This is a genomic window from Blastomonas sp. (assembly GCF_046294995.1).
Taxonomy (GTDB): domain Bacteria; phylum Pseudomonadota; class Alphaproteobacteria; order Sphingomonadales; family Sphingomonadaceae; genus Blastomonas.
The window spans coordinates 14,326-37,503 of record NZ_JBKBOG010000001.1 but is presented as its reverse complement, the minus strand read 5'-3'; the positions used below and the strand labels follow the sequence as shown (position 1 = coordinate 37,503).

General features: G+C 57.8%; 19 protein-coding genes. 9 read left to right on the top strand and 10 right to left on the bottom strand.

Annotation, left to right across the window (positions count from 1 at the left end; all coding sequences use genetic code 11):
* Positions 1 to 18 precede the first annotated feature (18 nt).
* From ACK4R0_RS00165 to ACK4R0_RS00125, 9 genes are all read right to left on the bottom strand, one after another.
* A complete protein-coding gene (locus tag ACK4R0_RS00165) occupies positions 19 to 1,608 on the bottom strand; it encodes a DUF927 domain-containing protein (RefSeq protein WP_409668464.1) in 1,590 nt (529 codons plus the stop codon).
* The gene (locus ACK4R0_RS00160; RefSeq protein ID WP_409668461.1) at positions 1,580 to 1,882 is read right to left on the bottom strand and encodes a hypothetical protein; all 303 of its coding nucleotides are present in this window, start codon (positions 1,880 to 1,882) and stop codon (positions 1,580 to 1,582) included. Before ACK4R0_RS00160 ends, ACK4R0_RS00165 begins: the two co-directional genes overlap by 29 nt.
* Positions 1,883 to 1,913: 31 nt before the next feature.
* Positions 1,914 to 2,795, bottom strand: coding sequence for a hypothetical protein (locus ACK4R0_RS00155; protein WP_409668458.1), 882 nt, complete (start codon positions 2,793 to 2,795; stop codon positions 1,914 to 1,916).
* A 355-nt stretch (positions 2,796 to 3,150) separates the two neighbouring features.
* Complete coding sequence (locus tag ACK4R0_RS00150) at positions 3,151 to 3,369, bottom strand: helix-turn-helix domain-containing protein (protein ID WP_409670823.1); 219 nt, start codon at positions 3,367 to 3,369, stop codon at positions 3,151 to 3,153.
* 128 nt (positions 3,370 to 3,497) lie between these two features.
* Entirely contained in the window at positions 3,498 to 4,136 is a 639-nt protein-coding gene (locus ACK4R0_RS00145) for a hypothetical protein (protein ID WP_409668455.1), read from the bottom strand.
* Between the two features lie 74 nt (positions 4,137 to 4,210).
* Complete coding sequence (locus ACK4R0_RS00140) at positions 4,211 to 5,419, bottom strand: GIY-YIG nuclease family protein (protein WP_409668452.1); 1,209 nt, start codon at positions 5,417 to 5,419, stop codon at positions 4,211 to 4,213.
* Positions 5,412 to 7,454: a DEAD/DEAH box helicase gene (locus ACK4R0_RS00135; protein ID WP_409670820.1), complete on the bottom strand. Its 2,043-nt coding sequence runs from the start codon at positions 7,452 to 7,454 to the stop codon at positions 5,412 to 5,414. The genes ACK4R0_RS00140 and ACK4R0_RS00135 overlap by 8 nt, the downstream gene beginning before the upstream one ends.
* The gene (locus ACK4R0_RS00130; RefSeq protein ID WP_409668449.1) at positions 7,451 to 8,626 is read right to left on the bottom strand and encodes a hypothetical protein; all 1,176 of its coding nucleotides are present in this window, start codon (positions 8,624 to 8,626) and stop codon (positions 7,451 to 7,453) included. The genes ACK4R0_RS00135 and ACK4R0_RS00130 overlap by 4 nt, the downstream gene beginning before the upstream one ends.
* Positions 8,623 to 11,379: a class I SAM-dependent DNA methyltransferase gene (locus ACK4R0_RS00125; protein WP_409670818.1), complete on the bottom strand. Its 2,757-nt coding sequence runs from the start codon at positions 11,377 to 11,379 to the stop codon at positions 8,623 to 8,625. Before ACK4R0_RS00125 ends, ACK4R0_RS00130 begins: the two co-directional genes overlap by 4 nt.
* A gap of 345 nt (positions 11,380 to 11,724) precedes the next feature.
* On the opposite strand from ACK4R0_RS00125, the gene ACK4R0_RS00120 reads away from it, so the two are divergent.
* From ACK4R0_RS00120 to ACK4R0_RS00105, 4 genes are all read left to right on the top strand, one after another.
* Positions 11,725 to 16,737 (top strand): AAA domain-containing protein, encoded by a 5,013-nt coding sequence (locus ACK4R0_RS00120; protein ID WP_409668446.1) that lies wholly within the window; start codon positions 11,725 to 11,727, stop codon positions 16,735 to 16,737.
* Positions 16,738 to 16,885: 148 nt separating this feature from the next.
* A complete protein-coding gene (locus ACK4R0_RS00115) occupies positions 16,886 to 17,467 on the top strand; it encodes a tyrosine-type recombinase/integrase (RefSeq protein ID WP_409668443.1) in 582 nt (193 codons plus the stop codon).
* Between the two features lie 80 nt (positions 17,468 to 17,547).
* Positions 17,548 to 17,913: a DUF3768 domain-containing protein gene (locus ACK4R0_RS00110; protein WP_409668440.1), complete on the top strand. Its 366-nt coding sequence runs from the start codon at positions 17,548 to 17,550 to the stop codon at positions 17,911 to 17,913.
* Entirely contained in the window at positions 17,913 to 18,446 is a 534-nt protein-coding gene (locus ACK4R0_RS00105; RefSeq protein ID WP_409668437.1) for a hypothetical protein, read from the top strand. The genes ACK4R0_RS00110 and ACK4R0_RS00105 overlap by 1 nt, the downstream gene beginning before the upstream one ends.
* Here ACK4R0_RS00105 and ACK4R0_RS00100 read toward each other — a convergent pair whose 3' ends face one another.
* Positions 18,447 to 18,659, bottom strand: coding sequence for a helix-turn-helix domain-containing protein (locus ACK4R0_RS00100; RefSeq protein WP_409668435.1), 213 nt, complete (start codon positions 18,657 to 18,659; stop codon positions 18,447 to 18,449).
* A gap of 58 nt (positions 18,660 to 18,717) precedes the next feature.
* Here ACK4R0_RS00100 and ACK4R0_RS00095 point away from each other — a divergent pair, with 58 nt between their 5' ends.
* From ACK4R0_RS00095 to ACK4R0_RS00075, 5 genes are all read left to right on the top strand, one after another.
* Positions 18,718 to 19,131, top strand: a complete 414-nt coding sequence (locus ACK4R0_RS00095; protein ID WP_409668432.1) for a hypothetical protein — start codon at positions 18,718 to 18,720, stop codon at positions 19,129 to 19,131.
* Positions 19,128 to 19,979 carry a hypothetical protein gene (locus ACK4R0_RS00090; RefSeq protein ID WP_409668429.1) on the top strand — a complete coding sequence of 284 codons (852 nt, stop codon included), beginning with the start codon at positions 19,128 to 19,130 and terminating at the stop codon, positions 19,977 to 19,979. The genes ACK4R0_RS00095 and ACK4R0_RS00090 overlap by 4 nt, the downstream gene beginning before the upstream one ends.
* A gap of 286 nt (positions 19,980 to 20,265) precedes the next feature.
* Entirely contained in the window at positions 20,266 to 21,417 is a 1,152-nt protein-coding gene (locus ACK4R0_RS00085; protein ID WP_409668426.1) for a tyrosine-type recombinase/integrase, read from the top strand.
* Between the two features lies 1 nt (position 21,418).
* A complete protein-coding gene (locus ACK4R0_RS00080) occupies positions 21,419 to 21,667 on the top strand; it encodes a sigma factor-like helix-turn-helix DNA-binding protein (protein WP_409668423.1) in 249 nt (82 codons plus the stop codon).
* Between the two features lie 52 nt (positions 21,668 to 21,719).
* The gene (locus ACK4R0_RS00075) at positions 21,720 to 22,649 is read left to right on the top strand and encodes a nucleotidyltransferase (protein WP_409668420.1); all 930 of its coding nucleotides are present in this window, start codon (positions 21,720 to 21,722) and stop codon (positions 22,647 to 22,649) included.
* Positions 22,650 to 23,178: the final 529 nt, after the last annotated feature.

Genomic DNA, 23,178 nt, shown 5'->3' with positions numbered 1-23,178 from the left:
CGCTCGACACCATTTCCGTCAGGCCACCGGCACGCGCAAGGCTATGACGCGTTTGATCGGACCACCTTCCCACAATGTTCGCTTCACGGTCCGATGGGTGCCATCCCCCGCAACCATCATCGCCTGGAACGACGCGGTTTTCATCAGCGCTGCCCAATCCGGGAACAGCTTGGAGCCGCATTTCGGCATGATCCATAGCTCCTCTTGATCGCCGTCCAGTCGGACCCATGCGCCAGCCTCTAAGATCGTCGCTGCTTTCTTGGTGGACGGCTTCCCTTTAGGCAGGTGTACGACGCGGGGATCAGTGAGCATTGCCCGTACTCGGTCGAGAGGTGGTCGCCCATCCGGTTGCGATTTCATGAAAAGCCTGAACGCGGCCAGAGTCGCAGACCCAAGCCTCAGGTTCTTGGGCAGGACATCAAAACCTTGGGCCAGCACGGCGGCAGCATACGCAAGTCCGAATGCCTCCGACACCCTGGCTTGAGGACCCGAGTTGGCGTCGATCTTGGCCTTCTTCTGGAAAAGCGCCACTAACTGCTCAATCCTCCGTCGCACCGCCGCCTCGTCGGTATGCCTCGCCGCGACCAGCCTCTCGATAAACGCAGGGAACGCGTGGCCATAGTTTTCCGCGACTCCTTGCTTGAAGTGGTCGGCAAATGCGCTCGCGCTGGGATATTGGGGGGGTACCTTACTAAATACGCCGACCTTGTCGTAAAGCGTCAGATCCAGTGTCATCAAGCGGTCAGTAGCTGCACGAGCGCCTGCTGACTTGCCGATGATTTTGGATATCGGTTCATTGGCAGACGTTAGATACACCAAACGCTTGCCGCTTACCTGCGGCACACCTCGTCGCCCGGTGCTAGCCCCCCCGGACATCTTGAACACAGCCGCTTTCAGTGCCTCAGCGCGTTCTTTCGGTAACGTGCCCCCAGCGAAGACATTGGCCTCATCCAGCACGACAGGGTGGTCATTGTGCGACGCCATCACGTCTTCCAATGAATGCAACGTCTGGTCCATGGACAGCCAATAATGTCCGCCATCGTCAAGGACGCCTCCGACCACTGAGGCTGCAATCAACTGGGCAGTACTTTTACCAGATGCGCGTTCGCCACAGAGCTCAAACCCGAAATTGCCAACCCGGTTGGTGAGGCGCAGCAGGGGTGGCAAAAACATAGCCATGACGCAGAATATGACCAGGTTCTGGCCCTCAAGGCCTTCGATCACCTGCTTCCAAGTTTCCATGGTGCCTTTTTGGCCGATGCGGCGTGTCTCGGTCTGGAAACCCACGATGTAGTCCTGTGATCCTTCCGGGCCGAAAACCCGCCCGTCAGCCATCACATAGGCTTCGCCATTCCACCCGGGTCCATCCGCAATGTTCCTGGCCGGAAAGTCGTCCAGCTTCGCAACACGCTCAACCAGATCGGCGGCCGCCTTGGAACCAACCAGCGGCAGCCCCTTTGCGACAAGGTCAGTCAGGGCCATCACGCCTCGATCAACAAAATTTGAATATCGCGTGATGGCGCTCTGGTCGCCTAGGGTGACCTGAACCCAGCGCTGCCGGTCTGCAGCGATCATCCCGTCAACGTGCAAAAACATGATCGCCTCCATGGATGGTGCCGGTTGAAGGTACGAAGTTCTCGCGCCCAAAGGCGGCAATCCCGAGAATCTGTGGGCAAAATGGGGAGCGGTTGTATCCCCGATCTCCCCACCAAAATGGCAAAATCTGGTTATCCAAAATCCGTCTCCCGGCCTGCCAGGAAGGTATATATTTTTCCGAAGTCGATTGTTGACCAATTGTGCCAACCAACTTTCTATCAAACAGGGCAATCCCAACGCCCTTGATCATACTTACAGCCATCTTTTCATTCCTTTCAAAAATCATTCGTGCTCAATATTCATTCAAACTCAGTCACTTAGTTTGCGCATACAAATCCATCACGGCCGCAGCGCAGGCCGATCAACAAAGTCATATCTTCAAGCCGAAACTGGTCGATCCAAGCCAAGGCAAGGCTGTGGTAAGGCTCCGGTATCCGCCGTCGCTGTTCGATCATCTGCCGCTCCCCGGTTGTCGGGTTGTGGAAGAATTTGTGGTTCCAGAACGACTGCAGGCTGTAGGTCACAGTCTTGGGCAGGTCGGTTTGCACACGGATGATCGTGATCGATCCCGTGTCACCGTGCCCCTGCGATCGGAGGTACTTTCGGGGCCATTTCGTCCGCAGAGCTTCGATCCGATCGATCATATCCCCATGCGCCTGACCATGCAGATGTAGGCGGTAGGTGTTGTCGCTGGAGTCAAAGCAGGCGTGCAGGCTCGCAAACAGCCAGCCCTTCATCGGACCGGGCATGCATCGCGACAGATCGTTTCGAAGCTGCTTGATCAGCTTATGGGGATCGACGTCGACCAGCTTGTCAGCCGATATGACCCAGTTGGCCCGCCACATCGTCACGAAGGCCGGTGCAACCGCCTCTTCGACCAGTTTCCACAGCCAGCCATGCACTCGCAGACGCATCCGCCGCATGTATCTGCGGCTGGCCATGGACTTCGGGCAAGGCGTGCCATTCTTGCTGCTCAGCAGCCGATCAGACAGTCGCCGAGCCCTCCGGTTGAGCTTGCCCTTGAACTGGTCCGAAAAGCGCTTCTGAGCCCTCTTTATCAGCTTACCCCGCCGCTGATCCTCTTCGATCGATTCCGCGAGGGTCTCGAACCGGACTATGGCTTTCAGATCACCCTTGATCTTGTTCAGTCGATATTGGCGGGGAGGCCGGGGAAGCTTGGAAATGCCGATGCCTACCATTACCCGGCCTCCCCACAAAAAGAGGGGGTCGCCGCATCGTTGCCGCAGCGAAAAAGATAGTTTGGCCGCAAAGCGCCAACCCTGCTCTGCGGGCATAGTAAAGGTGCGGAATTGGCCCCTGAAACGACGTTTTTCCTCCGATCAGGGAGGTTTTCGCTGCAGCGGGCTTTTATTTGCCGGTCGGCGGCACGGGGGGTGGGGGGTGCATCTGCCCCAACTATGGAGGTAGTGGATGTATTCATTTTCGAATCCTTTGGGCATAGCGCCGCCCTCGCGGGGAATCGTGGTTCGACTCCCGCGGTGGCGCGCGCTCGAGTTGAAGGAAGGAGTTGCCGATCAGGTCGGCGGGTTTGATTTACCGGTTATCGTTAGCGGCCACCGGATGCTCGGCAGCGCATCGATCGGCGATTAATGCCTCGATACTACCGACAAGGATGAGGCGTTTTCGGCCGATGGTGAACGACTTTAGAGTGCCAGACCGAATTAGAGCGAAGGTGCTCGTTTTGCTAATCGACAGATATCGCGCTGTATCCGCAACAGAGAGTGCAGCACGGGAGATGTGCAAGGGGGACATATAGATACTCCAATCGTCCATCAGCGGGATGCTGTAGGAGCGATTGGAGACCTGTCAGACTGTCGGTTGTTAGTCTGTACGGCGATGTCCAGTGGTGTCCAAAGGTGTCCAGCACACGAGAGCGATCGCTAAAGGTTCTCCCGCCATCGCTCAACGATGTGCCGACAAAGCGGGTAAACGGTCGATCGTCCGGGTGGCTCTCTGCCCTTTTCCAGAATTCTTGCCTCAAGAGTTTCATATAATTTATTTGCTGAGATTTCAGGCCTCGTCCCGACCTCATGGGTATAGGTTAAAAGTTCGGACACCCAATCCCACCAAATAACATCAATAGGCTTACTATTAGTTCTTTTTGCCTTCTTTGGCATCTTCAGCAAGCTGTGTATCTCAGATGAATTAAATTTCACTTCAAACATTATTTTCCTGAGACGCGGCTTTGTTTGAATTGTTACGTAAAACTTGTTTTGCATCCAATTCCAGTGCTTCGGATCTTTCGTCCAACGTTTCGAGCGATGGAACACCGAAACGGGGACATCGGTATCGACCATAACATCTGATTTGGAAGGTGATCGGCCCCAGGCTTTGCCAAGTTTAACGTCGTCGGACGTCCACATCTCATCCGCTCGAATTTTAATCCGCCCCTCACGAAGCTGATCAGCGAGGACTGCCTTTGCTGTCACCGTATCGTAACCGGCACCCTCCATCATTTGCAATGCATCAGCAGCTGGAATCCAATCCGCCGCAAGATTTCCAGTTTCACCCGTCGACATCGCCCCTCCTCTTTATAGACATATGATAGTTGCCGAATAATGGGCCGAGTCCACCTATCTCGATAAACGCCAGATCAAACGTCGGTCATATCTTCGCGCATCACAAGCTGGGCCACTTTAGGATCATATTCGTATTTCGTGATAGTTCCGTCCTTGATCCGCTCCACCGCGTCATCAACAACGAAACGGGGGACTAGGAACCACTCACGTGGGACAACTGGATTGCCGAACCGGTCCTTGATCTCGATGTCGAGCCGCGCGGGGTCGAATATCCGGTGGATCAGGTTTTCTAACTTGGTCCGGTTGATGTTGAACAAGGTGTAGGTGGCGACGATTTCGACGTCAGCCATCAGGAAGGTTGGGTCCAGCCTGGCATTGGCGATGCGACGGGCAACGTCCCCGCCCGTAACACCAATCTTGTGCAGAACGCCCCGATTGGCCGCGACGAGCGGATGGTCCGACTTGCTGCGAAGCACATAGATGGTGCCGCTGGCCTGATCATCGTCGTCGTTCTCGCCAGCAAACAACGGACCAGCCGACAGCTCAGTGATCCGCCGCGCTGCGTCATCGCGGTACAGCGCTTTTTGAAATGATCGGGCAAGAACGTTGCTCTGCGTCTTGTTGTCATAGATGACCCGCAGCCGGCGATCGGTGCGCTTGTATTCGGTCACGAATGCCTGGTCCTCATCAGCGACCAAGGCGACCTGGCCCCCGACGATGAACAAAGCGCCAGGCTTGATGTCAGCCAGGCTGTTCTCGGTGTTCTCAATTCGTCGGGTTTCCCTGGCGCCTTCTTTCAATTCACGCTTCACCCGCTCGAACGTCGGCTTGAACTCGTCAAAGTCCGGACACGGCTCCCGGTTTGCGATCTCTTCGGCCGCGCGCTTTTCTGCGCTGGGTCGGACATGCCGCAACCGCGTGATGTTATCGTCGCCCGCGATGCCCTCAAGCTCCGCCAGCAGCTCGTTCTCATCCATTGCCTCTACCAGCTCAGGGGCAGACATACCCTCGCCGGCTAACAGCCCCTGGTGGTCGAGCGGTGCCAGGAGCTCGCGGCAATCATCCTGCGCGCGCAGCCGGTCCAACCGAACGGCGTACAGGCGCTCGAAGATGTCGCGGTCCTCGCCATGCTGCGGTGCGCGGCCATGCTGCTCCACAAACCGCTGGATATCCTCAAACCCGGCGATGATGCGTTCTTCACGCGGAGAGCGCGTGACCTTCTTGGCGGGCTGAGCAAACTCCTCAAGCTCATTGCGCAGGTCGTCGAGGTCGAGGTCACTCATAGCGGCCCTCGTCCTTGAAGCGGACAAACGCCGCGGCGCCTTCGGCCATCCGCCTTTCCCAGGCGTCCGTCGAGCTGATCGAGGGCAACCGTCCCCGATCCTTCTTGAACCGCACTGCCCGGACCGCCAGCTCCTTCGCCTCCTCCAGGGTCAAACTTGTGCGCTTGGCAGCAATTGCAGCCGCGACCTGCTTCAGGCTGTCCTCGCTCATGGTCTTGGCCAGGATGGCGTAGGCTTCGCCGAAGGGATTGATCCGGTCGATCAGATCGATGTCCAGTTCGCGCACGTCCATGGCAAACTTGCGGACGCCATCGATCAGCGCAGTGTTGGCGCTTGGCTCGCGATCATCGCCCACAGCGATACGGGCCGCCTGCTGGGTCAGATTCAATGCTGCGATGGCATGCTGCCGCACCGCCTCTTGATCTTCGTCGTCCAGTTCGGGGAACTTATCCTTGATGATCTTGCCCAGGCGAACCTGCGTCAATTCCTCGGGCACCAACTCTTCATCGAACAGGCCACGCTCGATCGAGCGCTTGTCCTGCACAAATGAAGCGATCACCTCGTTCAGATCTTCACGGCAGATGCGGACTGCTTCGGGGCTTTTGGGTTCGGTAAGCCCTTTGATCTCGATCTGGAAAACGCCGCGTTCTTCGTGGAAACCGACATTGCACTTGCCAGGATCATAGCCGCCCGGCCCATAGTCGAAGTCGTCCGTGGCGACGTTGGTTGGCCTCTTCGGCTTGAACTCGAAGCGCGGGGCCAGAACCTGCTCCATGAGCAAGCTCGCCGCGATAGCCTTCAGCGTGTCGTTCACCGCCTCGGTGACCGCTGACTCGGCAGCATCCGGCTCTGCGATCAGGTTGGTGAACCGCGCGCGGGTCTTGCCAGGTGCGTCTCGTGTGGCGCGACCGATGATCTGCACGATTTCAGTCAGGCTGGCGCGATAACCAACCGTCAGCGCGTGCTCGCACCAGATCCAGTCGAACCCTTCCTTCGCCATGCCCAGGGCGATGATGATGTCGACATGGTCGCGATTGTTCTTTTGCGAGGGGTCCTTCAGCGCTGCAGATACGCGGTCGCGCTTGACCGGGTCATCGTCCACCAGGTCAGCGATCCGCAAAGTTTGGCCATCAGAAGTTTGGACGACCTGAAAGCCAGTGACGGGGTCGGTGCCCTGCCAATCGCCCAGCTCCTCGATGATGTGCTCCACCTCCCTGATCTTGTCCTTCGTGCTCTCGCGCGAGTTGACGTTGGGGATGTGGATGATGGTCTTCTCAGCGGGGTTCAGCACCGCGAGGATGTCGTCGGCATAGGCGCCGGAATAAAAGAAATAACCTATGTCGAGCTGCTTCAGATGCTCATAGCCGTTGAGCTGCTGATAGTAGGTGTAGGTGTAGCTGTCGAACCGCGCCTCATCGTGCGGAGCGAGCACGGCCTCGGCATCGCCGCGAAAATACGATCCGGTCATTGCGACGATATGGATGCGATCGCGGGCGATGAACTCGGCGAGATGCGCGCCCAGCTTGTTGTCAGTACTGGCGGAAACGTGGTGGAACTCGTCCACCGCGATCAAACGGTCATCGAAGGCTTCAATCCCGAACCGGTCGACGGCGAAGCGGAACGTGGCATGGGTGCAGACCAGCGCCCTGTCGTCGCTTTCAAGGAACGCGCCCACAGAATTGACCTTGCCGCCATCCTCGCCAGGCGCATTACAGAGGTTCCAGCGTGGGGCGACGGTCCAGTCGGCCCAGAAGCCGTACTTCGTCAGCGGTTCATCGTTGAAGCTGGAGCCAATACTCTTTTCAGGCACGACCACGATGGCCTGCTTCAGCCCTTGGTTCGCCAGCTTGTCGAGCGCGATGAACATTAGCGCGCGGCTCTTGCCCGATGCGGGCGGCGACTTGATCAGCAGGTATTGCTCGCCGCGCTTCTCATACGCCCCTTCCTGCATCTCGCGCATGCCAAGCGCATTGGATTTGGTCGACGCACCACTCCGAGCATAGGTGACTGAAACCGACGGAACGGATCGTGTCATGCTTTCCAGTTCCTTGCCGCCTGCAGCGCAGCCTGCCAAGCCTTCTCGATTTTTTTCGGGCCAGCCACAAAAAACTCGCGGCCAAGCGATGCGCCATTATCCAGCAGATACTCTTTCATGCCTCTTTCGCCCTCCAGGGCCGGCTTGGACGATTCGAAAGGCGGCTGACCTTCTGCGAAGGTCGAGCGATAGACTTCCCATTCGAACTGGTTGCCAGGCAATGCTGCGTTGAAGGCTTGCATGCGCGTGTCAGGGCTCACGGAGAAGCCGATTTTGACGATGTCGCGGCCATCCAGGTCATCTTCGACGAAATGCTTCACCTTCCCCCGCAGCCTCAGGATGTAGAGATGTTTAGGACCCTCTGCCTCTGGCACCATATAGGGCTGCTGAGAGACCGGCCCTGGTTTGCTTGGAGTGAATACCGCTAATCCGGTTTTAGGCGGACTGACATCGACTGGCATGCCCCCGTAAACCGGGATTTCAAACATGGGCAAGGCTAGCAGCTGGCGAGCCTCCGCTGCACTGAGTTGCTTGCCCCTGCGCCCGATCGTTCGAGCGTTGGCAATCGAATAGGTATCGGGAGCAAATTCATCTACCGTAGGGCGATACTCAAGGGGGATTTCCCAGGCCCGAACACATCGAACACCCAAGTTCCATTTGTCGGGGCTGGCTTTCTCCTTGTCAGCCCAATGTCCAGGCGCAATAAAATCTTTCGCAGCGCCGACAAAATGTGAAACTTGTTGAACGCCCAGAACTAACCCGGCCTCGTCGGTGCCAAGGTCCTTCGTGCCATATATGACCACGAGCGCGCCAGGTTTACTCTCCCGGAGAAACTTATCGCGATCTTCAGGTTTCGTGAATGCCAGCAGGCCCCAGTTCTCGGGATCATAACCATAATAGCTGGTCAACCAGACATCTGGCGGCTCGCTCTCGATCGCAGCGACTGGATTGAGCATTGCGTTACCCGCCAGCCCATTTTCATGCGCGCGTTCGAAGGCGGCAATACTGCCATAGGTCTGCACAACCTTGGTGGGTGCTATCTGGCTGATGACACGCCCGTCGAGAGTCCAGCCATGCGCCTGGAACATCTTGTCCAGAGAGCCGTAATGATCCTTGGCAATCCGGTTAACGGCCTGCTTATCCCAGCCTGGCCCACGCGTAGGTTCAATCATGCAGCTTTTCCCTTGCTGGTGGTCATCTTGGTGTAGAGCTCGAACAGCTTTTCGAGCCGCTCGGTATCGTTCTTGAAGCGGCGGCCGATGTAGATGCGCTCCAGCACCTCATCGTTGCGCTCATGCGCTTCGCGCAGGTTGGCGGGCATGGCTTGTGGATCATAGAGGTCGGCGATGGTGTCTGGGAAATGCGCCTCGCGCGCCAGTAATATGTCCTCCGCACAGCGGGTGAGATCAGACTTGTTTTTGTCGGTAAGCGTAGGGACTGGGAAGGTGTTCCATCCAAGGGTGTTGGAGTAGCGGTATCGTGTTTCCAATTTACCGCACACGGTGGCGATCCAAACGAGGTGTATACGCGAGGCGATGAGCGCCATGTTCCACAGCGGCGCGTCAAGCATGGCGTATGCAGCGTTCGAGACAATTGCTCCCTTAGCTAACAATCCGCATGGCAAATACGGTCGAGTCTCACTGGAGTGGATGGGAATAATGGTTACCGTTTCTGTTCCATATTGGCGGATTTCTCCGAAACGAAATGGCATTTTGGAAAGCGTCTTTGTTGACGCACGCGCAGACAAACCCCTTTGAGCGGCAATTTTTGTGAATCTTGAATTCAACCAATCGAAATTTTTGGCTCGTGGATACTCGTTAACATCTACCCAAATACAACGCTTTTCAGTCCCCTGAATAAATTCGTGCGATCCGAAAAATGGTCTTATAAAATTTTCGGGTATTCTATGTTCATGGAGCGCCACTTCGGCCTCCGCCTTTTCAAGTAGAAGGTGCCCTCCGTCATTCGGCATATTGCCAAAGTTCATCATCGAAATGCCACTAATAGGCCTTGGAGCGGCCTCGACAAATATGTCTAAACTCGGAACAAGATAGCCATTTATATTATTTACTTCATTCGATACTAATGAACCATCGTCAACATCAGAGTAAATTGTTCGCCTACAGTTAGCAGCGTTAGCCAGCCCTACGATTACGACCGTAACGCCCGCATTTTGGCTAGCCAAGTTTGCCCATCGAAAGGAGGTGTGGGCAAAACTAATCCGGTGCCCAGTCTCAAGAACAAGTGGCCAAAGGGTAGCTACCTGTCGGCCTTGACACACTGAATTTGTCGCAACGAAAGCGGCTGCGGAGTTCGTTGAAGTACCAAAGTCAGCAGCTTTCATGAACCATCCGGAAACATAATCGAGCGATTTCCAATTTTTCGTGCGACTGTCGAACAACGCGCTGAGATCCGATTTTTGTTCGTCTGTCTGCCCTTGGCTACCTTTGTAGGGCGGGTTTCCGCAAATATACGTCTCCCCGCCCTCATTCTGGAAGTCGATCCGCGCCTGATCGAGGGGAGTGCCAAACAGGTCATCCGCTTGCAACTTCACACCTGTTCCGGTCGGCGGGCAAATGCTCAGCCAATCCAGCCGCAGTGCATTGCCGCACGTAATCCAGTTCTCCGCATTGAGCGGCAGAAACTCGGCGAGCGCCAGTTGTTGCCCGCGATAGATCTGATCGCACTGGAACTCCGCGATGATCAGCGCCAGCCGCGCGATTTCGGCAGGGAAGTCGCGCAGCTCAATCCCGCGAAAATTAGTCAGCGGAATGTCTGTGGCGCGCTCGGCCTCGCCACGTCGCCGGTTGATCTCAGCCTCGATCTCGCGCATCTGCTTATAGGCGATGACCAGGAAATTGCCGCTGCCACAGGCCGGATCAAATACCCGGATTTTAGCCATGCGACTGCGCAGGTTCGCCAGCTTGCGTGGATTGTCGCCTGCTTCTGCCAGCTTCTCCCGCAGATCGTCAAGGAACAGCGGATTGAGCACCTTCAGGATATTGGGCACGCTGGTGTAATGCATCCCCAGCGAGCCGCGCTCCTCATCATCCGCAACCGCCTGGATCATCGAGCCGAAGATATCTGGGTTGATCTTCGTCCAATCGAGGCTGCCGATATGCAGCAGGTAGCTCCTCGCGATCCGGCTGAAGCGCGGCACATCGAGACTGCCTCCGAACAGCCCGCCATTCACATAAGGAAAGGGCCGCGCCCAGTTGCGGATGCCGGCGGCCTCATGCTCCTCCTTGCGCGTGTTCATGGCGCGGAACAGCTCGCCGATGACCTCATGCGTGTTGCCGCTATCGCGGTCACTCATCTTCTCGATAGTGCCGGTGAAAGGATAACTTGGGTGGAAGATGCCGGTGTCCTCGGCATAGAAGCAGAAGATCAGTCGGGCCATGAAATGGTTCATGTCCACCCTGCGCTCGGCGGTGCCCCAGTCGGGGTTGTCCTTCAGCAGCTCGACATAGAGCCGGTTGAAACGACTGGTAGCCCGGATGTCGAACGAACTTTCCCGGACCTGTTTGACCGTGGTGATGCCCGCCAGTGGCAGAAAGAACCCGAAATGATCGGGGAAGCTGGCATAATCGCAAGCGACGGTTTCGCCAGTTTCAAGGTCTTCGGCCTCGAACGTGTCGCCATCGGTAGCGAGGGCGAACTTGGCTTTGGCCTTAGCCGTTTGCGGGCTGGCCTTGAGCGCGGCCAGCGTCTGCGTGACCGCTCCGGGCGCGGCGACAGCCAGGTGAATGTTGTTGGTCTGCAGGACCCCGCCAACATTCGACTTGTTCGATGCGCCGCTGCGCAGGCGTTTGATGGTGGTGGCCTTGTTGCCAAAGGCTTCGAGGAAAGCGAACGGGAACTCCTGAGCGTCGAACGGCTGCTCCGCCAGGGCAGAGACGGCTTCTTCAATCTCAACGGCGTTCATGCCAGCGCCTGCTTCACCGCGATTGGGATCGATGCTGAGCAATAGGATCTTGGGGTCGTGTTGGTGCGGATCATGGCGCTGAGTTATCACGGCAAACAGTTTGACGCTACAATCGGCAACCCTCAAATCGAGGGCAATCTCTGCCTCCAGATTTCAGAAAGTGGCGTGTAAAAAATACCCACGTCTGCCATGAGAGTATTGGTCAGCACATTGGCAAGTGCCATGCGGTCATCGTCAGGGCGACAGGAACTTGATGCGTAGAGTAACGAACAAAATCGAGATGTTCAGCGCAGGAAGGCCCAGGACGTCGACCACCTCGGCCAGTGCCGTTGGGCGAACTGCGCTGTGAGTAAGAAACGCCCCCATTTTTACGATTCGATTGCCCAGCTTGAACAGCTGGTGGAGCAGCAACGCACCAATCGGCAGAGCTTAGAGATCATCGCCGCCGAGCTGCAACATCGCGATACGGATCGCGCCCATCGGCTGCGCGCCAAGATCAAGGCCGTTCTCGACGGATTGGAATTGGAGCTGTTCCCGCCGCCGAACTCCACCCCGCCCTCAGCAGATAAGCAGCAAACCGAGCTTGGTTTTTCCGATTCGCAAAAGCCACGCCGTATTCGCATGAAAGCAATCAGGGCCAAGCTGGAAACCGAACCAGAGCCAGCAATTCAGGCGCAAACCCCTGCCACAGCTAAAGCCGCTGAAGCGCCGCCCTCCGCTGACATGACAGAACCACCAATCGAGATTGATCGGAGTCCCTTGCCTAGATCCGCGCCTCCAACTGTTGATGCGACAGACCCAATTGTCCTGGCCCGCATGCTTGACCTGATCGACTATGTGATCGCGGTTGAAAAGGACAAGCTCAAGCTCGTCACCGACGTGGCGGATCATCGCGCACTTCACCGCACGCATGACGAATTGGCGGCATTGCCGGGCATCGCCTTTAACCGGGTGTCAGGCGAAGATGTCGCGTTTCTGACCATTGATCGCCTCAACCGCAAATCGCCGCCGGAAACCACAGACCAGCTTCTTAAGGCTTGGCTGGTGCTGTCCGATGAACCCACGCGCGAGCCGCGCCTGCGCGAGCGGCTGACAGTCAGCGAATGCAAGGCTGCCAACATTGTACGCGACGTTGGAGCTAGCGGCCTCGACCTAGCTGAATACGCTGAAGCCCAAAAAGTGCGGGACGGTCTCGCTGCCTATATTGCCGGACCATGGGCCGACTGGGTCAAGGCCGAGGTGCCGCGCCGCAAGACGATCACATTCTACGGCGCGCTGTTCGGCTTGCGGCAAGCCTTGTCTGCCCCTGATGGCATGCCCCAGGAACTCGTTTGCGGCCTAGGTTATGCTGCGCTTGTGCGCGGTGGCAAGCGGCTCCTCTATCCTCTTTTGACTATCCCGCTGGACATAGAACTTGATCCGATCAGCCATGTGATTGCCCTCGTCCCAAGAGCCGAGGCCCGGCCTGGAGTGGAGGCCGACCCACTCGACGCACTAGGCCTTGCTCAAGTGGATGTTTGGCGCAAACTCGCTGTTCGCCATCTAGAAGATCTCGAGGACGACGCCCTTTCTCCATATGTTCGCGCCACGTTCGAGCCGGTCCTGCAGAATGCCGCCGCCCTGCTCGACCCCGGCGCGCATTATGCCCGTGGTGAAGATGGTAGCCCCCTGCCCTTGCCCCTTCCCGGGCCGGAACTGCAGATCACCGATGGCTTTGCATTCCTTCAGCGGGAGCGGCGAGCAACCCAACTGATGGCTGACCTGCTGGCGTTTCGCGATCTGCTTGAAAACAGCAACGGCAACATCGCAATACCGCCCGCTATTGCGGCGCTGTTTACCGATCCGTCGCGCGATCTACCGGATGAAAATTTTCCGACTTTCAGGGGCATCAATAGCATCCCTGGCGCAACGTCGTCTGATGGAACTGGCGAAGAGCTCTTCTTCCCCAAGCCGTTCAACGCAGAACAGGTCCAAATTGCGCAGCGTCTGGCAGTGCGCGACGGTGTTGTTGTGCAGGGTCCACCGGGAACCGGAAAAACCCACACGATTGCCAATATCATCAGCCACTATCTCGCGACAGGCCGGCGCGTGCTGGTGACTTCGCAGAAGTCGCCTGCTCTGCGAGTGCTCCAGGACCAGCTTCCGCCTGAAATCCGTCCTTTGGCGGTAAGTCTCCTCGACAGCGACCGTGAAGGCCTGCGCCAGTTTCGTGGATCGGTTGATCTCATTTCTGAGCGGCTTCAGCACCTCCGAAAATCAGAACTCGACGCTGAGATTGCTAGCCTTGAAGCCAAGATCGACAGCCTGCATCGCCAGCTCGCCGCAAACGATCGTGAAACCGAACAGATAGGCCGAGCCGCGTTATCAAAACTGGAGCTGGACGGACAAACTATCGAACCGCTTATCGCGGCTCGTGAAGTGCTGGCGGCAGGGGACGATGCGACCTGGCTGCCAGACGTTATAGGCGCGGCATCAAAGTTTGACCCTCGCTTTAACGATGAAGACATCGCCGCCATGCGCGCGGCAAGGCAAGCCGTTGGGGATGACCTATGCTATCTCGGCAAGACAAGGCCACCGGCTCACTTGCTGGCCGATGCCGATATCATTCTGGCGGCACATGAGAGCCTCCAAAAGGCGGCTATCATCGAGCAGACGATCGCGGATGGTACCGTGTGGCCGCTGCTGGATGATCGGCCTGAAACGATATCAATCGCGAAGACAATCGAGCAGCAACTTACGCAGTGGAATCAACGCCGCGTGGACGTAATCAGTTCTGCCGGTGAGGTCGACATAGCGATATCGGAATTGCTGGGCCATGCCGATAACCCAGTTCAGGAAGCCTTGTTGCAACTTCGTGATGAGGCAATGGCGCTCGAAGAGGATCACCGTTTCTTTCTCACTAGGCCAGTCGGTCTGCCAGACTCGTGTCTCGATGACCCGCGTTTTCGCGCAAGCGTCGCCGATCTGGCTGAGGGAGGCGCAGGCCTTGGTGCGATTGCAGGCCTGTTCGCACGTACCACCAAGAAACATATTGCGGGTGTAAAAATCAAGGGCAAAGCCCCTTCGGGCCCGGGCGACTGGAGCGTAATCGCTCGATACGTTGATGCGACCGACAGGGCACAGGGGTTCGTACAGAGCTGGAATCATGCTTGCGCAGGAACGGGCTTACCAAAGATCGTCGAAGACGGCCCAGCAGCGGGCCGGCAAGCCCTGACCCTTCTCGACCGCCTAGAAGTGCTGTCGTCACTCGATAGCGAAGCCGAGTACCTGACACAGGCCGTGCGCAGCCTGCTGCCGCGTTGGGGCGGACGGATCAGCCGTCAGACGGATCCCAATGACATTCTCCAATGTCTCAACGTTCACCTTGAGCTGGCCAGTCTCCAAACTGCGCGGTCCGTGCGCAAGACACTGCTTCAAGCGGTTAGTCGCGGCGACACTCCTATCCATGACGATGTCCGGACACTGGCTGACCGAATTGGCGAAGAAGGTTTGACCGGGGCCGATCTGGCTACTGAAGTCGCGCGTTGCTCCGCCCGCATCGCCCATTTGCATGGTCTCCAGCAACATTGGGAAGCGATCCGATCCGTAACCGACCAGATCATCAAAAACGGCGCTCCTCTGTGGGCCGCGCAACTGTCATCCATTCCGTCGGGCGCGATCGATCCCCTTTGCCCGGGCGATTGGCGGCGGCGCTGGAGACTGCGGCGGCTTGACCGGTGGCTGGACGACGCCAATCAATCGGCCCGCTTGCGACAACTGCACGAAGAACGCGAGCAAGCGGAAGCCGATCTGTCCAAGACCTACATCCGTACGATCGAACAGCGGACCTGGCGGGCGCTCAAGGAAAAGGCTTCACCAAGTGTGATGCAGGCCTTGGCCGCCTACGCGGTTGCCGTTGGCAAGATTGGGCGCGGCACTGGCAAGAGTGCAAATCGTCACCGAAAAACCGCGCGTAACGCCGCCGACGCCGTTAAAAGTGCTTTGCCGTGCTGGATCATGCCGCACAGCCGTGTGTCAGAATCCCTGCCCGCAGAACTTGGCATCTTCGATCTGGTCATTGTTGATGAGGCCTCGCAATCGACCTTATCAGCGCTCCCCGCGCTTTTCAGAGCAAAGCAGATCCTCGTTGTCGGCGATGACAAGCAGGTCAGCCCTGATAATGTCGGTTTAAACATGGAGCAGTCCAACGCGCTCGCAGTTCGTTTTCTCTCGGCGCAAGTCCCGATGTTCGTTGAACCGATGCGGCAGGAAAGCTCGCTGTATGACCTTGCGAGTGTGATTTTCGGGGCCGATCGGTTCATGCTGCGAGAACATTTCCGCTGCGCGGCACCCATCATCGAATTTTCCAAACGGCAGTTCTATCGTAACGAACTACGCCCATTGCGTCTCTCGAAGGCATCGGAACGGCTTGATCCGGTGCTGTCAGACGTCCTTGTCATGGATGGATATCGCAAGGGGCGCGGCAAAACCAACCCGCCGGAAGCCGACTATATCATTGAGGAGTTGCAACGCATCGCTGGCGATTCGTCGTTCGACGGGCGGACCATTGGTGTCACGACCTTGCTGGGAACCGAGCAGGCGGCATTGATCTACAGCCGGATCGAAAATGAACTCGGCATTCCCTGCATTGAGAAATATCGGATCAGGGTGGGTGACCCTGCAACCTTCCAGGGCGACGAACGCGATATTATGTTCCTATCCATGGTCGCGACGCCAGGCCATGCCAGCGCTCTGAGCGGTCTACCTTATGAACAACGTTTCAACGTCGCAGCGTCCCGTGCCCGCGAGAGGATGATCCTCGTCCGTTCGATCGAACTCGATCAGCTTAGCCCGAACGATAAATTGCGCCGGGCATTGCTCGAGCATTTCCGCTCCCCATTCCCCAATGACACCGAAGACGCCGCCGATGCCCGCCTACGCTGCGAATCCGATTTTGAGCGCGAGGTCTTCGATGCATTGCATGATCGGGGATACGCTCTCGATACGCAGGTGCGTGTCGGGCAGCACCGCATCGATATCGTGGTTGAAGGTGATGAGGATCGCAGGCTCGCTATCGAATGCGACGGCGATCGTTTCCATGGGCCAGAGCATTGGCCAGCGGACATGCAGCGCCAACGTACACTTGAACGCGCCGGGTGGCGTTTTTGGCGCTGCTTTGCGTCTCGGTTTGTGCGCGAGCGGGAGGTCGTTCTCGATGAGCTCCGCCAGCTCTTAGATGCGTTAGATATCAAACCGAAAGCAGCGGGCCAGCGGTCGACAACTTATACCGAACACAAGCAGTGGCGCTCTGGCGGCTTGCTGCAGGAGGCCTCTGGGGAGGATGATGCTGTGATCAGCAACGGCATTGCCAGAGAATAGTTCACGATATCGCGCAAGGCCCAACAATCTCCCAAGTCATTGATTGTTAGTGATTATTTGACAAACTCCGCTGGTTGTGCTATTTAATGGAACGGTCGCAATTTTTGCGAGTTGCATACCGCTTTCCCAACATCGAGAGGTCAACCCTATGTCCAGAGCCCCTGCGCGGGTGCTGGAGGCGGCCGACGTGTGCCGGTTGCTGGCGCATGTTGGCACGCTCAGACACCCTGCGCGCAATACACTCATCGTCACACTGAGCTTCAAGGCCGGCCTGCGCGCTGGCGAGATCGCTGGGCTTACCTGGCCAATGGTCTTGACCACGACGGGTCATATCAGCGACCAGCTGCGTATCGCCAACGGCATCGCCAAATACAGCAGCGGCAGGATCATCCCGATGCACGGCGATCTGCGCAAGGCGATGCGCTCCTGGCATCGGGAGTGCGGTCGACCAACTATCGGCCCTGTCATCATGTCGGAGCGCGGTGGGGCCATGACCGCCCGGAGCATCGTCAACTGGTTCCACGAGGCCTATGCCGCGCTCGATCTGACCGGATGTTCGTCGCACTCAGGCCGCCGCACGTTCATCACGCGCTCTGCCCGTGCCATATCCAAGGTCGGCGGATCACTGCGCGATGTGCAGGAGCTTGCTGGCCACCGGGCGCTTTCCACTACCGAACGCTACATCGAGGGCGATCGCGTCGCCCAACGCAGGCTCATCAACCTGATCTGATCGGCCAGACCTGATCGTCCTACCCGCAGCTCGCAGCTGCAAACCCTCCCACCACCGTCAAACCACAAGGAGACTTGGCCATGACCCGCCAGAGTGAAGACGCGCGCCTATCGCCCGCGCACGATCGCATGCACAAAATCCGCACGCTCAACGACAGTTTGCGCAAGGGCAAAGGCTCAGGCCGCATCCTGCTAACCCAGGGCATCATCAGCCTGGGCGATCAAGCGGTCGCTACTATCCTGACCGCCGTCCACGACTTCGACGCCTTCTCGCCCGACAATGATCCCTATGGCGAGCACGATTTCGGATCGTTCGAACACGCTGGCGAGCGCATGTTCTGGAAGATCGACTATTACGACAGCGATTGCCTGTCGGGCTCGCCAGATCCTTCCGACCCTGCCGTTACGACGCGGGTGCTGACCGTCATGCTGGCGCGAGAATACTGATGCACCAGCACCGCTGCGCAACGGCGACCTCGATCGCCACGGAGCTGCCACCCTATTGCCAAGGCGATCTGGATGGCCTGTGCGGACCCTATGCGCTGATCAACGCGCTCCGCATCACCCTTGAACCCTATCGGATCATCAGCGACGACGAAGCACGCGACCTGCTGCGCCAGATGGTCGACCACGCCATCCCGCCCAAGCAGATGGCAGAAAGCCTGCGCGACGGCATCACTTGGCCCAGGCTGCGCAAGATGGCGATGCTGCTGGCCGAACTCGCCACCGACAAGGTCACCGGCGTCCAGCTGATCGAAGTCAGCGCATCCAATGAGGCCGAGCGATGGGAGACGCTGTCCCTGTTGGTGGAAGCTGGCTCACCGGTTCTGTTCCATGACAACACGATCGACCACTACACCGTTGCCATCGGCCTGACTGCTAGCAGGGTCAGGCTCTATGAAGGCGATGGGCAGCAATGGCTGGCGCGCGTCGGCCTAAGGCTGCGTCACGCGATGGCGTTTATCGTCGAGCCCGCTTGATCAAATGCCTGCGCGATCGGTCAGAGCAGCAACGGTGAGGCCCAGCGCCGTTGCCACTCGCTTTACATTGAGGATCGTCACGTTGCGTTCGCCACGCTCGATCTTGCCCATGTGAGAGCGATCAATACCCGCAGCATCGGCCAATGCCTCCTGAGAAATCTCACGCTCGCTGCGAACAAGCCTGATGGCGTCGCCAAGAGCGATCAAACTCACATCCCCTGATTTTCCAGACACCCGCGCCATACCGGTTCTGAACAGCGATCAGGGCTAAATGACCACGGTATTTACGACCCATAATTTCACCACTACACCCATCATCACCATGAGAAGGAGATCATCTATGTTTGTCACTCTACGCCAGCCCGGCACTGGCAAGCTCGTCAGCGTCAAAGTCGGATTCAGCTGGTTCTTCCTGCTGCTGACGCCATTCTATGGCCTGCCGCAGTTCATTAAAGGGATATGGGGCCACGGTTGCCTGGTGCTGTTCCTATACCTCGTGCTGGTGGGCTTAGCCGCTGCTGGCGCAGCCCCGCTTGGAGGATTGATATTGATCGGCCTTGCGATCTTCTATGGCGTGCAAGGCAACAAGTTCGTCGCGCGACGCTTGCTGATCAAAGGCTGGACGATGGAAGGCGACGAACACGCCATGGCTTATGCCAAAGCCCAATGGGGGCTGGGCGCATGATCGGTCTGCGACATTGGTCAATCACGGCCGCACTTGCCCTCAGCATAATGATCGCAGGCTGCAATGCTGATCCGCTTTCGCCAGAAACATCATCGCGGCTTGAACGCGTCTACAGTGATCTGCCCCCAGAACGCGCAGTCGCAGTGATACAGAACCTGCGATCTGTTGGACTATACACAGGCGGCCTGGACACCAGTTGGAATCCCGCCATCGCGGAAGCCATCAACAAGGCGCATTTTGAGATCGACTACATCGACGGCAATTTCGACCTCGCAACGGACGGAGGGGCTGCGTCGTTTGTGACCAAGCTGGCAACCATAGAAGGTCGCGCGATGTTGGCAGATGCCCTTAGCTACGATCTTGCTGCTTTCACTCAGGTCACTGCACCCTCGACGACCGCACAGTTCAAGGATGACATCTGTTTTGTCGAAGCGGGGGAGTATGATCGGCATGGCGAGCGCATCCGACTGACTGTTTATCAGCAACGCGGCAGGATAGCTGGAATCAATATGGTGTGGGATGGATGGCCTGGCCCAGGGTTCCCGAGATATCTGCCGATCACTTTTGGCGAAGAGACGGTGCCATTGATGACAGAGTACAGTCAGAGCCTGCCGATCACCGAAGCCCGCTTGTTTAATGTCAACGGGTGGTGGGTCACCGATGGCATTAAGCGCAGCACAAACATTCGCATCGAGAACGAAGATCTGGGAGTTATCGACCTGCCAACGGGCGACCTTTATCAAACAGGCATGGCCTTGACCGACTGCGTCCAGAAGCACCTGCCAGAGCGACAGGCACCACCGGAAGGCGACAAACCGCCAAACTATGACACCTTCTTTCCCGAATGATCCGATGACATAAAGTGCGCCACAGGATGCCACCGTTCGTCCTCGGTCACGGCCGATTTTATGGCTGTTTTTATGACTGAGGACGTATTATCCGGGATAGTCGTTGGAAAACTAGGATTTCGAAGCGGACTCCGTCTCCGCCACCTACTAATCCCACACGATCCCTGATCAGCTCCGAAAGTCTAGCTTCCCTGCGGGGTTCGCTGGTGATTCGGATCCCTGTGTGTCCCACGTCGTCCAGACCGACATTTTTGCAAATGTGGGAACAAATTTTATGATCAGCTCCATGGAAACGACTTCGAACACCGGCACGAAGACCAAGGCTCAGTCCAGCCGCCGTGTCAGTTTTGGCGACGGCCTTTTTCGCTATGAGAGGCCGGGAGGGACCAGCAGTTGGGTCTGCCGGGTGCAGCACAAAGGCAACCGAAGAGATTTCGGCCTAGGCAGCTGCAAAACGGTGGACCTTGCCGAAGCGCGCGAGCGGGCGCTAGTGGTGCGCCGTCAGGTCGAGCAGGGCTACGACCCGCAGTTCGAGCGGCGCAAGATCGAGGCAGTGCCCAACTTCCGGGACGCCGCGCAGAAGGTCTTCGACATTCATTCGAAGACTTGGCGCAACGGCAAGCACCATGGGCAGTGGATGCGCACCATGGAGATGTATGCGTTTTCGCAGCTGGGAAAGATGAGGGTTGATCGGATCACCGGCCCGATGATCCGCGACGTGCTCTTGGAAATCTGGCTGACGAAGCCAGAGACAGCGCGCCGGGTCCGGCAGCGGATCGGGGCGGTTCTGGATTGGGCCTATGCTTCAGGCTATCGGGATGCAGAAGCTCCGATGCGCGCCATCAGCAAGGGCTTGCCCCGTCAGCCACGCCGCGACGGCCACTTCCCGGCCATGCCATACGAGAAGGTACCCAAGTTCATCCAGAAGCTGCGCGCTCGGGAATCCTTCAGTCGTCTGGCCCTCGAATTTGCCATTTTCACCGCCGCCAGATCGGGCGAGGTGCGCGGCATGACCTGGGATGAGGTTGATCTCGAAACCGGCCTCTGGACGCTCCCCAAGGCGCGTATGAAGGCATTTCGCGAGCATGTCGTGCCGCTCAGCCCGAGACCGCTGCGGATCATCCGTCGTTGCGCCCAGCTGCGCCTTCGGGAATCGCCGTATGTCTTTCCCGGCTTCAAGAACAATCGGCCCCTGTCTGACATGACGCTGTCAAAGCTCATGAAGGAGATGAGCCAGCCCTATACCCCGCACGGTTTCCGCTCATCGTTCCGCGACTGGGTGAGCGAAGAGACCAACCACCCCAGCGATGTGGCAGAAGCAGCCCTCGCCCATATGGTCGCCAACAAGACCGAAGCAGCCTACCGACGCGGCAATCTGCTGGAGAAGCGCCGGGTCATGATGGCCGAATGGGCCGCCTATTGCGACAAGGAGAGTTAAGGTGCCTCGCCTGTCGCGCGCAGAGCGCAGGCGCTTGCGCAAGTTCGAGAAGGCGGTCGAGCGGATGGAGCCGCTCGACCGGGAAATCTTCCTTGGCATTCGCGTTGATGAACTCAGCTACCGCCAGCTTGCCGCCAAGCATGGCATGACCCTGCAACAGGTCGAGCAGCATTTTGCCAATGCGCTTTTCGTGCTGATGCAGATGCCGACCGAGAAACCGCCAGACTGGTGGCAGTTCTGGCGCTGGTGATGCTGCTTCGACCTTGCCAATCGTAACCCATGCCTACAGGGTGCCCCTGCCCATGCGAACCGATCTAGACCACCTTCCGGCCAACAAGCAGCGCGAGCTTGAGCGCGTGAAGCAGATCATCTTCGAAGAGTTCGAGGACGCGCTGGCGCTTGCCACGCACCAGTGGAAGAAAAAGGGCCGGATCGAGAAACTGATCCTTTACGGCAGCTACGCGCGTGGCGGCTGGGTCGATGAGCCGCACACGGCCAAGGGTTATCGATCCGACTTCGATCTGCTGATCATCGTCAACGACAAGCGTCTGACCGAGCGCGTCGATTACTGGCTGAAGCCGGAAGACCGGCTGATCCGCGAGCTAGCGATCGACCGCACGTTGCACACGCCGGTCAACTTCATCGTTCACACGCTTCAGGAGGTGAACGACGGGCTTGCGCATGGCCGCTACTTTTTCATGGACGTGGCTAAGGACGGCATCGCGCTGCACGAAGCGGATGACCGAGCGCTGCATACGCCCAAGCCGAAGACCCCCGAGCAGGCGCTGGCCATGGCGCGGGAATATTTTGAGGAGTGGTTGCCTACCGCGATGGGCTTAAAGCGCAACGCTGGGTATGCCGTTCGTGATGGTGATTTGCGGCTAGCTGCTTTCCTGCTGCACCAGACGACAGAGCGGCTATACCATTGCGTTCTGCTGGTATGCACCTTCTACACCCCTCACGTCCACAACCTTGGTTTCCTGCGCACACAAGCCGAGCGGATCGATATGCGTCTGGTCGATGCCTGGCCTCGTGACAGTCGGGTTGATCGTGCCCGCTTCGAGAAGCTGAAAGAGGCCTATGTGAAGGCTCGCTACTCGAAGCACTATCGGATTACCGAAGAGGAGCTGCTGTGGCTTGGCGGGTGCGTGGAGGAGCTTGGAGGGGCTGTTCACGTCATCTGTTCGGAACGGATCGCCGACCTTGAAGCGAAAGCTGTCGCAGCGGGTTGAGTGCGTAGATTCGGGAGCCGAACGTGGGCGACGCCCTATGGCTGCATTTATGCTGCCATCAACCCCCAAATATCACCCATGCATGACCGTTCGAACCGTCCGTTGGCCAGCCCCACCGGCACCCATTTACTGCCACCTCACCGGCATCAAATCCGGTGGGGTAACAGGGGCCGCGATGCTTCGCATCGGACCCGTAATTTGGATACACACCTCACGCACATGTGAATAACGGTTTTCTGCCACTTTTCGAGAGTGCTATCCGGCAGCGCGCGCTGCCTCGCTTTTCCAAAGTGGCGGTTTTCTGCCACTTTTCGAGGCTGCGCATAGTACTCTCATCGAACATGAAAATGGCAGACAAAAGCGGGGAACGGGAGTGTCAAATTTGAGGCTTCAAGGGCCCTTGTCACCCCCCTCTGGCGAGCAGGAAGGGACTCCCGAATGGCCACGGCACGGTCGCGGAGGCCGAGCAGCGCTGCTCAAACTCTGGATCACTCAGCCTGCGAAGGTACGATGAGATGCTGCTCTGATA